This window comes from Geodermatophilus sp. SYSU D01119 (assembly GCF_054049975.1).
The window spans coordinates 37,724-51,866 of record NZ_JBJGYL010000026.1 but is presented as its reverse complement, the minus strand read 5'-3'; the positions used below and the strand labels follow the sequence as shown (position 1 = coordinate 51,866).

General features: G+C 76.5%; 6 protein-coding genes. 4 read left to right on the top strand and 2 right to left on the bottom strand.

Annotated elements, in window-relative coordinates; translation table 11 throughout:
- Positions 1-82: 82 nt before the first annotated feature.
- The 3 genes from ACI79X_RS18385 (at position 83) to ACI79X_RS18375 (ending at position 3,048) form a co-directional block, all read left to right on the top strand.
- Positions 83-1,303 carry an alpha/beta hydrolase family protein gene (locus ACI79X_RS18385; protein ID WP_457026859.1) on the top strand — a complete coding sequence of 407 codons (1,221 nt, stop codon included), beginning with the start codon at positions 83-85 and terminating at the stop codon, positions 1,301-1,303.
- Between the two features lie 24 nt (positions 1,304-1,327).
- Positions 1,328-2,776, top strand: coding sequence for an APC family permease (locus ACI79X_RS18380; RefSeq protein WP_457026858.1), 1,449 nt, complete (start codon positions 1,328-1,330; stop codon positions 2,774-2,776).
- Positions 2,777-2,880: 104 nt separating this feature from the next.
- Complete coding sequence (locus ACI79X_RS18375) at positions 2,881-3,048, top strand: hypothetical protein (RefSeq protein WP_457026857.1); 168 nt, start codon at positions 2,881-2,883, stop codon at positions 3,046-3,048.
- A gap of 50 nt (positions 3,049-3,098) precedes the next feature.
- Here ACI79X_RS18375 and ACI79X_RS18370 read toward each other — a convergent pair whose 3' ends face one another.
- Together ACI79X_RS18370 and ACI79X_RS18365 are read right to left on the bottom strand one after the other, a co-directional pair.
- Positions 3,099-4,967: a hydantoinase B/oxoprolinase family protein gene (locus tag ACI79X_RS18370; protein ID WP_457026856.1), complete on the bottom strand. Its 1,869-nt coding sequence runs from the start codon at positions 4,965-4,967 to the stop codon at positions 3,099-3,101.
- Entirely contained in the window at positions 4,964-7,054 is a 2,091-nt protein-coding gene (locus tag ACI79X_RS18365; protein WP_457026855.1) for a hydantoinase/oxoprolinase family protein, read from the bottom strand. Before ACI79X_RS18365 ends, ACI79X_RS18370 begins: the two co-directional genes overlap by 4 nt.
- 211 nt (positions 7,055-7,265) lie before the next feature.
- Here ACI79X_RS18365 and ACI79X_RS18360 point away from each other — a divergent pair, with 211 nt between their 5' ends.
- Positions 7,266-14,048: a DUF7507 domain-containing protein gene (locus ACI79X_RS18360; RefSeq protein ID WP_457026854.1), complete on the top strand. Its 6,783-nt coding sequence runs from the start codon at positions 7,266-7,268 to the stop codon at positions 14,046-14,048.
- Positions 14,049-14,143 lie beyond the last annotated feature (95 nt).

Genomic DNA, 14,143 nt, shown 5'->3' with positions numbered 1-14,143 from the left:
CTCGTCGGGACGACACCGTCCCGTCCTGACGCTCCACTCCCCGTCGCCACGCCGCAGTGGCCTCTCCGACCGGAGGAAACCCGTGAGCCTCGTCTTCGAGAAGGACCCGCAGTTCGACTTCGAGCTCCTGCGCACCATGGGCCAGACGGCCTACGGCGGCGCGGAGCTCGGCGAGTGCCTGGCCACGGCCCGGCGCGTGGTGGAGGGCGACTACGACAGCTGGTACCGCGAGTGGTCCGACACCGCGGAGTGGGTGCATGCCACGGGTGAGGCCGCTCTGGCCCGAGGGCACCGCGTGAGCGCCCGGGACGCCTTCCTGCGCAGCGCCAACTACTTCCGCACCGCCGAGTTCTTCCTCCACGGCGATCCGGCCGACCCGCGCATCCGCACCGCGTCCCGGCGCGGCGTCGAGGCCTTCCGGCGGGCCGCCGCGCTGTGCGAGCCGGCCATCGAGGTCCTGGAGATCCCCTACGAGGGCACCACCCTGCCCGCCTACCTCTACCGCTCGGGCGCTCCCGGACCCCGCCCGACGCTGCTGCTGCACAACGGCTTCGACGGCACGGCCGAGGAGCTGTGGTCGATGCTCGGGCGGCCCGGGCAGGAGCGCGGGTGGAACGTCCTGGCCTTCGAGGGGCCCGGTCAGGGTCAGGTCATCCGCGAGCAGGGCCTGCCCTTCCGTCCCGACTGGGAGAACGTCGTGGGACCGGTCCTCGACGTCGCCCTGTCCCGGTCCGACATCGACGGCGACCGGATCGCGCTGGCCGGCATCAGCATGGGCGGTGTCCTCGCGCCGCGGGCCGCCGCCTTCGACGACCGCGTCGCCGCCCTCGTCGCCTTCGACGGCGTCTACGACATGTCCACCGTGCCGCTGGACTACGTCTTCTCCGTGGCGCCGGACCGGCGGGAGGAGTTGCTGGAACGGCTGCGCGCGCCGGAGGACCCGGAGCTCGACGCCGCGATCGAGCGGCGGATCGCCGAGGACGGCACGACGCGGTGGTTCTCGGGTCACGGGCGCTGGGTGATGGGGGTCCCGACCACCCGCGCCCTGTTCGCCCGCTGGGCCGACTTCACGGTGGCCGGAGGCGTGGCCGAACGCATCACCTGCCCGACGCTGGTCATGAGCGGGACGCGCGACGCCACTCTGGGCGGGCAGCCCGAGCAGCTCCTCGCGCACCTGCGGGCACCGGCGACCTTCGTCGAGTTCGGTCCGCGGTACGGAGGTGACCTGCACAACCAGGTCGACGTGATGCGCCGCGCCGCGGCCACCATCTACGACTGGCTCGACGAGACGCTGGCGCGCTGAGGCCGGGGCGGCAGGAGGCTGGTCATGACGATCGACGCGCGTACGCAGCAGCACGAGGGGCCCCTCCCCGTCCGGACCCCGCAGGCGGGCGCGCTGCGCGCCGGTGCCCTCGGGGTCGTGGGCATGGCGGTCATGGTGGTGGGGGCGACGGCGCCCCTCACCGCGATGGCCTCGAACATCTCGCTCAGCCTGGCCTTCGGCCCGGGTCCCGGGACCATCGGCGTCCTGGTCCTGGTGGTCGCCGTCCTCGTCGTGTTCACCGCCGGGTACGTCACCCTGAGCCGCGCGGTGGTCAACACCGGCGCCTACTACGCCTACGTCGCGCACGGCCTCGGCCGCACGGCGGGGGCGGCCACCGCCTCGATCGCCACCATCGCCTACAACGCGGCGACGGCGGGCATGGCCGCGGCCACCGGCTACTTCGCCGACCTCGGACTCGCGGCGTACGCCGGGATCGACCTGCCGTGGTGGCTGCTCGCCGCACTCGCCCTGACGCTCACCGGTGCGCTCGGCCTCGTCGGTGTCTCCTCCGCCGCGCGGGCGACGACGGTCATCTGCGCGGTGCAGTTCGCGCTGCTCGCCGCCTTCGTCGTCGCGGTGCTCCTGCGCCGGCCGGAGGGCTTCACCGCCGCACCACTGGCGCCGTCGGTGGTGTTCTCCGGCGGCATCGGGCTGGCGCTGGTGACCGTCCTGCTGGCCTTCTCCGGGTACGAGGCGACGGCCGCGTACTGCGAGGAGGCCCGGGACGCCCGGCGGACGGTCGCCCGTGCGACGTACCTGGCCCTGCTCGCCCTCGGCGGGGTGTTCCTGGCCGCCACCTGGGCGGTGACCGCCGCAGTCCCCGACGTGCAGGAACTGGCGAGGCAGGATCCCGGCGGCCTGGTGTTCGGCCTGTTCGCCACCTACCTGGGGACGTGGACCGGTCCCGTCCTGGCGTTCGTGGTGGCGGGCAGCTTCCTCGGGGCCACGGTCGCCTTCCACAACATGGCGACCCGGTACCTGTTCGCCCTCGGGCGGTCGGGACTGCTCGCGTCGGGGCTGGCCCGCACGCACCCCCGGCGGCGGACGCCGCACGTCGCCGTCCTGACCCAGCTGGCGGTCAGCGCGGTGCTGGTCACGCCGTTCGCCGTCGCCGGCATCGACCCGCTGACCGGGATGTTCCCCGCCATCTCGGGGATCAACTCCCTGGCCGTGGTCGTGCTGATGACCGCGTGCTGCGCGAGCGTCGTGGTGGCCGCCTCCCGCGGCCGTGTCACCGGCTCCCGCTGGGCGACCCGGATCGCCCCGGTCGTCTCCGGGCTCGCGCTGCTCGGTGCCGGTGTGCTCATCGTGGCCAACTACGAGGGCGTCACCGGCAGCGCGGCGGTGTGGATCAACGTGCTGCCCGCCGTCCTCGTCGTCGGGGCTGCGTTCGGCGCCTGGCGGCAGCGGCGCCTGGGAGCGCCCGAGCCGGACGTCGAGGTCGCCCCCTGAGGGGCCGGCCCGTTCAGCCGGGGGCGAACCGGGGCCTGCCATCCGGGCCGCCGGGTAGGGGAGGGGTGCCCGACCCCGCGCGACCCCACGACAGGGAGGACCCGATGACCGAGGTACCCGGCACCGACCGCGACCAGGCCAGGGAGAACGTGCTCGAGGAGACGCCGCTGCGCCCGGAGGGCGTCGAGGAGGACGCGTCCGCGGAGGGCGACGAGGGCGTCACCGTCGACGACGCCAAGCCCGGTGCCGGCTCCACCGACCCCGTCACCTAGTCCCGCGCCGCTCGTGCTCTGCCCCGCGGCACGGGGCAGAGCACGAGCCGTCAGAGGACGTCGAGCTCGTTCGAGGTCGCGCCGCCGGACAGCAGGGCGTAGCCGGGGCCGCGGTCGAAGAACGGCTCCTCGCCGCTGCGGGCGGCCCGCAGCTCCGCGCGCAGCGCGTCGGTGGCGGCCTCGTCGGCCGAGCCGTCCTCGCGCACCACGACGCCGTAGTCCGCGCGGGCGCCGGCGACCGACACCTTGCGCCAGGCCACGTCGCGCAGCACCTCCTCGACCGGCCGCTCGAGCGGGTCGCCCCACCCGCCGCCGCCGGTGGTGCGGATGCGCACCACGGTGCCGGCCGGCAGCGGCTCGGCATCGGCCAGCGCGTCGACGTCGTGCTCGTCCGGGCCGCCCGGGTCGACGGTCACCTGGAACGGCCGCCCCGCCTTGCCGCCGTTGACGCCCCAGCAGGACAGGATCGAGCGGTCGGCGATCGACATGAAGTGCGCGTCGCGCAGCACCCGGATGTGCTTCTCGTAGCCGCACCCGCCGCGGTAGCGGCCCGGCCCGCCGGAGTCCAGCGCCAGCCCGAGGCGCTCCACGCGCAGCGGGAACCGGGACTCGGTGAACTCGGTCGGCAGGTTCCGCGAGTCCGGGACGACGTGGATGGTGTCCTCGCCGTCGGCGTACCAGCGCCCGCCGGAGCCGCCGCCGAGCACCTCGCGCATGAGGTAGGGGTTGCCGTCGAGGTCGGTGCCGTAGACGCCGGTGTAGCGGATCGTCTCCTGGTCGGCGGGCATGCGGCCGCCGGTGGCCTTGGCCAGCACGCCGGCGAGCACGCCGAGCAGCCGCAGGATCACGAACGTGCGCGCGTTGGTCGGCGCCGGGAACACCGGGGTGAGCAGCGTGCCCTTCTCCGGGAAGCGCATCTCGATCAGCGGGACGACGCCCTCGTTGACGTCGAGCTCGGCCATCCGCTCGGGCGTCTCGGCGAGGTTGCGCAGGATCGGCGCCAGCCACTTCTTGAGGAAGTTGCCGTCGGCGTAGTCGCCGCAGTGGTTGATCGGGCCCTTGGCCTGCGGGCCGGTGCCGGTGAAGTCGATGACCAGCGGCACCTCGCGGGAGGAGTCCATGGTCAGCGTGATCCGCTGCCGGTGGAGCTTGGGCTCCTCGACGCCGTCGTGCTCGGCGTAGTCCTCCCAGACGTAGGTGCCGTCGGGGATCTGCGACAGGATCTCCCGCCGGTAGACCTGGGTGGAGGCGTCGAGGATCGCGTCGAAGCACGCCTCGACGGCGGCCACGCCGTAGCGGTCGAACAGCTCGCCCAGCCGCCGGGCGCCGGCCAGGCACGCGGAGCACTCGGCGTCGAGGTCGGCGGCCAGCGAGTCGGGCATCCGCGAGTTCCGCGTCATGATCTTCAGCGCGCTCTCGTTGGGCACGCCGCGGTCCCACAGCCGGATCGGCGGGACCATCAGCCCCTCCTCGTACACGCTGGTCGCCGCCGACGGCATCGACCCGGGCACCGCGCCGCCGATGTCGTCGTGGTGGCCGAACGCCTGCACGAACGCGACGACCCGCTCCTCGCCGTCGACGTGCGCGAAGACCGGCACGGTCACGCACAGGTCCGGCAGGTGGCCGATCCCGCCCTCGGAGAGGTAGACGTCGTTGTGGAAGAAGACGTCGCCGGGGTGCATCCGGTCGATCGGGTAGTCGCGGACCACCGGGTGCACCAGCGCGGAGTACGAGCGGCCGGTGAGCTTGCGCAGCTGCCGGTCGTGGATGCCGGCCCGGAAGTCGTGCGCGTCGCGGATCATCGGCGAGCGGGAGGTCCGGCCGATCGCCGTCTCGACCTCCTTCTCGATCGCCGCGAGCGTGCCCGCGACGATCTCCACGAGCACCGGGTCGGCGGGGGCGCCGTCGGTGAGGCTCATCGGCCCGTTCCCTTCTCGAGCAGCAGGTTGCCGAACCGGTCCACGGTCGCGGTGAAGCCGGGGTGCACCGGCACGGTGGAGCCGAACTCCTCGACCACCGCGGGCCCGGCGACGACGTCGCCCGGCGCGAGCCGCGTGCGGTCGTAGGTGGGCGTCTCGGCCCAGTCCTCGGACCCGTCCTCGCCGAAGAGCACCGGGCGCGAGCCGGTCCGCGCCCGCTCCACCCCGCCCTCGCCCGGCGGCAGCTCCACCAGGTCGGGGCGGCGGATCGGGCCGATGCCGCTCACCCGCAGGTTCACCCACTCCACGGCCTGGCGCGGGTCGTCGGCGAAGTCGTAGCCGTAGAGCTGCCGGTGCGCGGCGTGGAAGGCCTGCGCCACCTGCTCGAGCGCGGCGGCGTCGAGGTCGCCGTCGGGAACCGGCACGCGCACCTCGAAGGCCTGGCCCACGTAGCGCAGGTCGGCCGAGCGGGCCACGCGCTGCTCGGCGCGGGCGAACCCCTCGCCGTCCAGCGACTCCCGCGCCCGCTCCTCCAGGCCCGCCACCAGCCCGCGCACCCGGTCCAGGTCGAGGTCGAGGTGCCGGCTGATCGCCGTCTGCACGTGGTCGTTGCGGACGTCGACGGTGAGCAGGCCGAACGCGCTGACGTTGCCCGGGTTCGGCGGCACCAGCGTGCGCGGCAGGCCGAGGACGTCCATGAGCCGGCAGGCCAGCAGCGAGCCCGAGCCGCCGAAGGTGGTCAGCGTGAAGTCGCGGACGTCCAGGCCGCGGGCCACCGTGACCTGGCGCAGCGCGTTCGCCTGGTTCCAGGCCGAGATCTCGAGGATGCCCAGCGCCGTGCGCTCCAGCGACAGCCCGAGCTTCCCGCCGAGGGCCTCCAGCCCCGCGCGGGCGGCGTCGACCGACAGCGGGATCTCCCCGCCGAGCAGGTGCGGGGGGATCCGGCCGAGGACCACGTGCGCGTCGGTGACGGTCGGCTGGTCGCCACCGGCGGGGTAGCACATCGGGCCGGGGTCGGCGCCGGCCGACTTGGGCCCCACCTTGAGCGTGCCCTCGGGCGAGAGCCAGGCGATCGACCCGCCGCCCGCGCCCACCGTGACGACGTCGATCATCGGGATCTTGCTCGGGTAGTCGCCCACCGAGCCCTCGGTGGTGAGCGCCGGCTCGCCGTCGACCACCACGGTGACGTCGGTGGAGGTGCCGCCGCCGTCGCAGGTGAGCACCCGGTCGAAGCCCGCCGTCCCGGCGATGAGCGCGGCGCCCAGCGCGCCGGCCGCCGGACCGGACAGCATCGTGGTGATCGGCTGGTGCACCACCTCGGCCGCCGACAGCACGCCGCCGTTGCTCTTCATCACGTAGAACGGCACGCCGGGCGCGATCTCGTCCAGGCGGGTGCGGATGTTGGTGACGTAGGCGCCCACCCGCGGCTTCACCGCGGCGTCGACCAGCGTGGTCACCGACCGCTCGTACTCGCGGTACTCGCGCAGCACCTGGGAGCTGATGCTCACGACGGCGTCCGGGTGCTCCTCGCGCAGCACCTCGAGCACGGCCCGCTCGTGCGCGTCGTCGGCGTAGGCGTGCAGGAAGCAGACGCCGATCGTGGTGATGCCGGCCTCGCGGAAGAACCGGGCCGCGGCGACGGCGTCGTCGCGGTCGAACGGGCGCACCTCGGCGCCGGTGTGGTCCAGCCGCCCGCGCACGGTGCGCACCAGGTCGGCCGGGACGATCCGCGGCGGCTTGACCCAGAAGTAGCTGTTGCCGTAGCCGTCGGGCACCGACTGCCGGGCGATCTCGAGCACCGACTCGTAGCCCTCGGTGGTGACGAACCCGATCCGGTCCAGCTTGCCCTCGAGCAGCTGGTTGGTGGCCACCGTGGTGCCGTGGCTGACCGCGGTCACCGCGGAGCCGTCGAGCCCCATGAGGCCGAGCACCTTGCGCACGCCCTCGAGGAAACCCTCGGCGGGGTCGGCCGGGGTGGAGGGTGTCTTCGTGGTCGTCGTCTGACCGGTGTCCTCGTCGACGGCGACCACGTCGGTGAACGTGCCTCCGGTGTCGATGCCGATCCGGACCCGGCGCGCCGCTGCCATGGGCGGATACCTTAGTGATGAGACATCTCGTCCGGAAGGGACGCCGCGCGCGTCGCGCGCGACACGCCGCTGACCTGCGCGATCGCCATGTCGACGCCCGCGGGGCGGTCACCGACCTTTCTGCCGCGACACGGCCGCGGCGTCCCCGCGTGTCCCGTCCCGCGCTGTCAGGTTGCGCACCACCGAGTGACCGGTGGGGTCAGCGGGACCGATGGCGACCAGGGAGGTGGACGTGCGGCGGACGGTGCGCGGGCGCTCCCTCGCATGGGGCGCGCTGGCCCTGGTCGGCGGGCTGTACGCGGGCGCCGTCGTCGCCGTCGTGCCCGCCGCACCCGTCCCCGGGCTCGACACCGCCGCGCAGGACCCGGTCTCCTGCTCCTCGACCGTGGCGCTGGCGAACGGCGGCTTCGAGCAGCCGGCCATCCGGGCCAACGACCTGGCCTTCCTCCACCAGGACCAGGTGCCGGGCTGGACGACGACGGCCACCGACAGGCAGATCGAGCTGTGGCGCGGCTACCAGGGCGTGCCGGCCGGCTCGGGCGCCCAGTTCGCCGAGCTCAACGCCAACCAGGTGTCCACGCTCTACCAGGACGTGCCGACCTCCCCCGGCCAGACGCTGCGCTGGGAGCTGCAGCACCGCGGGCGCCTGGGCACCGACACCATGGCCGTGCACATCGCCGTCCCCGGCACGCCGCTGTCCCTCGTCACCCGGCAGGGCGCCAACCTCAGCGACGGCCGGACGTGGGGCACGCACAGCGGCGTCTACACCGTGCCCGCCGGCCAGACGACCACCCGCTTCGCGTTCCAGTCGGTGAGCGCGGCCGGCGGCAACGCCTCGGTCGGCAACTTCCTCGACAGCATCTCCTTCGGCACCGGCCCGTGCCTGGTCACCACCGAGACCGTGACGACGCAGCGCGGCGGCACGACCGCCCAGGTCGGCGACGTGCTCACCTACGCCGTCACCACGCGCAACGACGGCGGGAACCCGGCCCGGGGCACCGTGGTCTCCGACGAGCTCCCGGCCGGCGTCGACTTCGTGCCCGGCTCCCTGCGCGTCACCACCGGTACCGCCACGGCCGCCCGCACCGACGCGGCCGGGGACGACGCCGCCGAGTACGACGCCGCGACGCGGACCGTGCGGGTGCGGATCGGCGAGGGCGCCACCGCCGCCGCCGGCGGGGCCGTCGCCCCGGGCGAGGCGCACGGCGTCAGCTGGCAGGTCCGGGTGCGGCCCTCGGCGTCGGCGACCACCGTCACCGACGACGCCACCGTCTCCTTCACCGACCCGCTCACCGGCACCACCCGGACGTCGCGGTCGACCACGGTGTCCACCGCCGTCGGCGCCGCCGCCGACCTCGCCGTCGCGCTGGCGCAGAGCCCCGCCGCGCTCGTCGCCGGCTCCCCGGTGACCTGGACGGCGACCGTCCGCGGCAACGGGCCCGCCCCCGAGGCCGCGCCGGTGGTCACGGTGACCGTGCCGGCGCAGCTGGCGGGACTCGCGGCGAGCAGTTCCGGCGGGACGTGCACCGTCTCCGGCACCGCGGTCACCTGCCGGCTGTCCGCGCTGGCGCCGGGGGACGCCCGGACGGTGACGGTGTCGGGCACGGTGCCCGCCGGCGCCGCCCCGGGCACCCAGTACACGGTGTCGGCCGCGGCCACCGGCGACACCTTCGACCACGTCGCCGGCAACAACACCGCCTCGCTCACCGACTCGGTGACCGCCTCCGCCGACGTCTCGGTGACCCTGGCCGCCGACCGGGCGCAGGGCGTCGCCGGCGGCCCGGTCGTCTACACCGCCACGGTCCGCGCCGACGGCCCGTCCACCGCGCGCGGCGTCGTGCTGCTCGACGCCCTCCCCGACGGCGCGGCGCTGGTGGGCGCCACCGTCCCGGGCGGGTCCTGCGCGCTGCCCGCCGGGTCGCGGACGCTGCGCTGCGCGCTGCCCGAGCTCGCGCCCGGCGACGCCGCGCAGGTGCGCATCGAGCTGCAGCTGCCGGCCTCGGGCACCGGCGCCATCGACAACGCCGTGTCGGTCTCGGCCGGCACGCCCGACCCCGACGTCTCCGACCTGACCGCGGAGGTCGCCGGCAGCGGCAGCCAGTCCGCCGACGTCGGCGTCGACCTGCAGGTGGACCCCCAGCACACGACGGTGCGGCCGGGCGACCGGTTCCCCTTCACCCTGGTCGTCTCCAACGCCGGCCCCTCTGACGCCACCAACGTCGTCGTCCGCGCGACGCTGGCCCCCGGCCTGGTCACCACCGCCATCTCCTACGCCGGCTGCACCCCGGGCGCCGGCTGCAGCATCCCGCTGCTGCGGGCCGGCGAGCAGCTGGTGGTCACCGGCCAGGCGGTCGTCTCGCCCGCCGCCGAGGAGGGGCCCGGCGGCGCGTTCGTCACCGCCGTCTCCGCGGTGCCCGACGGCGACCGCACCAACGACTCCGACTCCTTCACCGGGCAGATCGTGCTCGAGGCCGACCTGGCGCTGACCCAGACCGTCGAGAACGCGGCGGAGCCCGGGTCCGCGGTGGTGCCCGGGACCGACGTGCGGACCGTGGTCACCGTCGCCAACGCCGGCCCCACGCGGGCGGAGAGCCTGTTGGTCAGTCAGGCGGTCGGCGCCGGGCAGACGCTGCCCGCGACCACCCTCAGCGGCGGGAGCTGCGAGTTCTCCGGCACGGTCCAGGACGGCGTCGCCGTGGACGGCGGGGTGCTGCTGTGCACCCTGCCCGAGCTGGCCGCGGGCGGCACCTGGCAGCTCACCCACGTCGGCCTGCTGCGCACGAGCTGGACCGACGCGACGCTCACCCGCACCCGGACGGTCACCGCCGCCTCCGCCGACCCCGTCCGCGCCAACGACACCAGCAGCGTGACCGTGCCGGTCGAGCGGCGCGCCGACGTCGCCGTCGCCAAGACCGCCGACACCCCCGCCGTCGTGCAGAGCGACCCGGTGCGGTTCACCGTCACCGCCACCAACCGCGGCCCCTCCGACGCCCGCGACGTGCTCGTCCGGGAGGAGCCCCGGCCCGGCGTCGTGCTGACCGGCGCCACACCGTCGGCCGGCACCTACGGCGACGCCGACGGCACCTGGCGCATCCCGTTCCTCGCCGTCGGCCAGACCGTCACGCTCACCGTCGACGGCACCGCCGAGGCCGCCTCCGACGTGGTCAACGGCGCCGCCGCGCTCGGCTCGGACGCCCGCGACCCGCAGGCGGGCAACGACACCGCGACGGCGACCGTCGCCGTCACCCCGGCCGACCGGGACCTGCTCGTGCGCACCGTGGCCGCCGTCGCCCCGCCGGCCGACACCGCGGCGCTGCGCACCGGGGACACCCTGACGCTGACCTACGAGGTGACCAACGACGGCAACGTCGTCATGTCCGGCATCCGGCTCACCGAGCCGCTCACCGGCGGCGGCGTCACCTGCCCGCGCGACCGGCTCGGGCCCGGCGAGGCCATGACCTGCCGCGCCGACGCCGGGCACCGCGTCACCCAGGCCGAGTTCGACCTCGGCGCCCCGCTCGCCAGCCTGGTCACCGCCGCCGGCCGCTCGCCCGACCGCACCACCGACCTGGTGTTCGACCCGGTCCGCACCGACCTGCCGCTCGCCGCGACCGCCCCCGCGCTCGAGGCCACCCTGGTGCCGGTCTGGGACGACGCCGATGGCGACGACGCCCTCGACGCCGGCGAGACGGTCACGTGGACCGCGCTGGTGGCCAACCGCGGCGACGTCACGCTGCGGGACGTCGCCGTCGACGCCCCCGGCGCGCCCGCCCTCGTGTGCGACGCGGGCGAGCTCGCCCCCGGCGCGGTCACCACCTGCACCGCCCCGGCCGCGCCGGTGACCTCCGCCGACGTCCTCGCCGGCCAGCGGTCGGTCACCGCCGCCGCCACCGCCACCGACGGGCGCACCGGCGCGCCGGTCCGCAGCGCCCCGTCGTCGGCCGCCGTGCCCGACGACCCCCGCGCGGCGCTCGGCCTGGCGGTCACCGGCGAGGGACCGGTCGCCGGCCGCGCCCCCGGGCTCGGCGACGTCGTCACCTGGCACTACGGGGTGACCAACCTCGGCACCGTCGCGGTCCGCGACGTGGCGGTCGAGGACGCCCGCGCGGGCGCGGTCACCTGCGACCGGACGGTGCTGGAGCCCGGCGCCTCCGCCGCCTGCACCGCCGTGCACGGCACCGTCGTGGGCGAGGCCGACCTGCTCGCCGGCCGGCTCGCCGCCCGCGCGAGCGCCGTCGGCACCCCGTCGGCGCTGGGCGGGACCGTCCGCTCCGCGCCCGCGGTGCGGTCGGTCGGGCTGGCCGACGTCGTCCGGTCGCTGCAGGTCACCGTGCAGGCCGACCCCGGCAACCCCGCCCCGGCGCGGGTCGGCAGCGAGCTGCGCTGGCGGCACGCCGTCGCCAACACCGGCAACGTGACGATCCGCCTGGTCACCGTCACCGACGACCTGGTCGGCCCGGCCGGCTGCGTCCAGGACGTGCTCGCGCCCGGCGAGCGCACCACCTGCGCCACCGGCGGCGGCCACCGGGTCACCCAGGCCGAGTTCGACGCCGGCCGTCCTGTGGGCGGCACCGCGTGGGCCTCGGGCGTCCCGGCGGGGTCGGACACCCCGCTGCCCTTCGGCCCCGCCTCCGACCCGGTCGCCCTGGACGCCGCCGCGCCCGCGCTGGCGCTGACCGCCGTCCCCGACCACCAGGACGACGGCGACGGCGTCCTCGAGGCCGGCGAGACGGTGACCTGGTCGCTGGTCGTCGGCAACCCCGGGGACGTCACGCTGTCGGCCCTCAGCGCCAGCACCCCGCGCACCGGCGCGGCCGCCTGCCCGCCCGCCGCCCTCGCCCCGGGCGCCACCGCCGTGTGCCGCACCGCCGCGCACGTGGTCACCACCGAGGAGGAGGCCGCCGGGACGCTGACCGAGGACGCCGTGGCCGTGGCGGCCGACCCGCGGACCGGGCACGGCACCGGCGCCACCGCCGCCTCCTCCGTGCCGGGGACCCCGGTGCCGGGCCTCGCGACCGCCGTCACCGCCACGGTCGACGACGGGTCGGTGCCCGCCGACCCCGGCGACCGGGTCACCTGGCACCACACGGTCACCAACGTCGGCACCGTGCCGCTCGACGGCGTCACCGTCCGCGAGCCCGGCGGCACCGCGCTGCCCTGCGGCACGGGCCCGCTGCGGCCCGGGCAGTCGGTGACGTGCACCTCCGCCGCCGTCCGCACCGTCTCCGAGGCCGACCTGCGCACCGGGCGGCTGACCCGCACCGCCGACGCCACCGCCACCTGGACCGCCGGCGCCCGCACCGTCGACTCCGCCCCGGCCACCGGCGAGGTGGCCACCGCCGCGCCGGCCGGCCGGCTGCAGCTGACCGGCGTCCCGGCGGGCACCGCCGCGGCCGTCGGCGACCGGATCACCTACGCATGGACGGTCACCAACACCGGCAACGTCACGGTCGCCGACGTCGCGGTGACCGACTCCGCGGGCGGCACGCCGGCCTGCGGCGCGGCCGTCCTCGCCCCGGGTGAGTGGACCCCGTGCACCGGGGGCGGCGCCTACGTGCTCGGCCAGGACGACGTCGACGCCGGCCTGCCCGTCGGCCTCACCGCGTCGGCCACGGCCACCCAGACCGGTGGCCCGGCGCTGCGCTCCGCGCCCGCCTCCGCCCCGGTCGCGGCACCCGCCTCGGCGCCCGCCCTCCGGCTGGTCACCACCGCCGACTGGGCCGACGACGGCGACGCGGCGCTGGAGGCCGGCGAGACCGTCACCTGGCTGGTGCAGGTCACCAACACCGGCAACGTCACGCTCGAGGACCTGCTGGTCACCGCTCCGGGCCTGTACGTCGGCTGCCCGGTGGGCCGGCTGGCCGCGGGGGCGTCGGTGCGCTGCACCTCCGACCCCGTCGTCGTCACCGACGGCGACTCCGCGGCCGGCGCCCTGGTCGCCACCGCCACCGCCACGGCCCGCGCGGTGCGGGACGGCGCCGCGGTGACCGGCCCGGACGCGGGCGCCCGCGTGGCCACCACCCCGGCGCCGGCGCTCGCCCTGACCTCGGTCGCGCGGGTGCGCCCGGCCGCCCGGCAGACCGCCGCCGACCTCGGTGACACCGTCACCTGGCACCTCGTCGTCACCAACACCGGCAACGTGCCGGTCGCCGGCGTCACGGTCGCGCCGGCCGGCGCGGCCGGCGCCGTCCCGGCGGGCGCGGGCCTCGCGGCCGCCGCGTCCGCGCCCGCCGTCGCGGGCTGCGCGACGCCGCTGCTCCTCCCCGGCGGGTCGGCGGAGTGCGACACCGCCGCGCGCGCGGTCACCGAGGACGACCTCCTCGGCACCCCGGTCGCCGCCCCCGCCGTCGCCTCCGGCACCGCCGCGCTCACCGGCGCCACGGTGGCCTCCGCACCCGCGGACGACCCCGTGCCCACCGCGGCCCCGCGGCGCGGCGTCGACCTCGTCGTCGCCTTCACCGACGCGGGTACCGGCACCCCCGTCGTCGCCCCGCGGGTCGGGGACGTCGTGCGCACCCGCTACGCCGTGCGCAACACCGGGACCGTGACGCTCACCGGCCTCTCCGTGGCCGACCCCGCCGCCGGCGACGTCGTCTGCCAGCGCACCGACCTCGCACCGGGCACGTCCACCGGGTGCTGGGCCGACCGCGGCCGCGAGGTCACCGGCGAGGACCTGGCGCTCGGCCGGCTGAGCAGCACCGCCACGGTCACCGGCACGCCGCCGGTCCGCTCCCGCCTCGGCGCGGCCACCGCGAGCGCCGGGCTGACCGTGCCGGTGGACGCCGCTCCGGTGGCCCCGCCGGTCGCCCCGCCGGTCACCGCCCGGCCGACCACCCCGTCGTCCACCCCGTCGCCCGCCCGGGCGCCGGCTCCGGCCGCCCTGGCGCGGACCGGTGCCGAGCCGGCCCTGCCCGCCGGGTCGGGGGCGGTGCTCCTCGTCGCCGGCGTGCTGCTCGTGTGGGGCGCGCGGCGCCGGCCCGGCGGGGAGAACTGATCCGGTACGGCGGAGCGTCGTATCGACGTGCGACGGTGGGCGTGGTCTCATCGCCCGCGGGCGGACGACGGGGAGGTGCCGGGATGGCCATCGGG

Coding starts and splice junctions, on each gene's coding strand:
- ACI79X_RS18380 (WP_457026858.1), top strand. CDS start 1,328: ATGACGATCGACGCGCGTACGCAGCAGCACGAGGGGCCCCTCCCCGTC.
- ACI79X_RS18360 (WP_457026854.1), top strand. CDS start 7,266: ATGGCGACCAGGGAGGTGGACGTGCGGCGGACGGTGCGCGGGCGCTCC.
- ACI79X_RS18365 (WP_457026855.1), bottom strand. CDS start 7,054: ATGGCAGCGGCGCGCCGGGTCCGGATCGGCATCGACACCGGAGGCACG.
- ACI79X_RS18375 (WP_457026857.1), top strand. CDS start 2,881: ATGACCGAGGTACCCGGCACCGACCGCGACCAGGCCAGGGAGAACGTG.
- ACI79X_RS18370 (WP_457026856.1), bottom strand. CDS start 4,967: ATGAGCCTCACCGACGGCGCCCCCGCCGACCCGGTGCTCGTGGAGATC.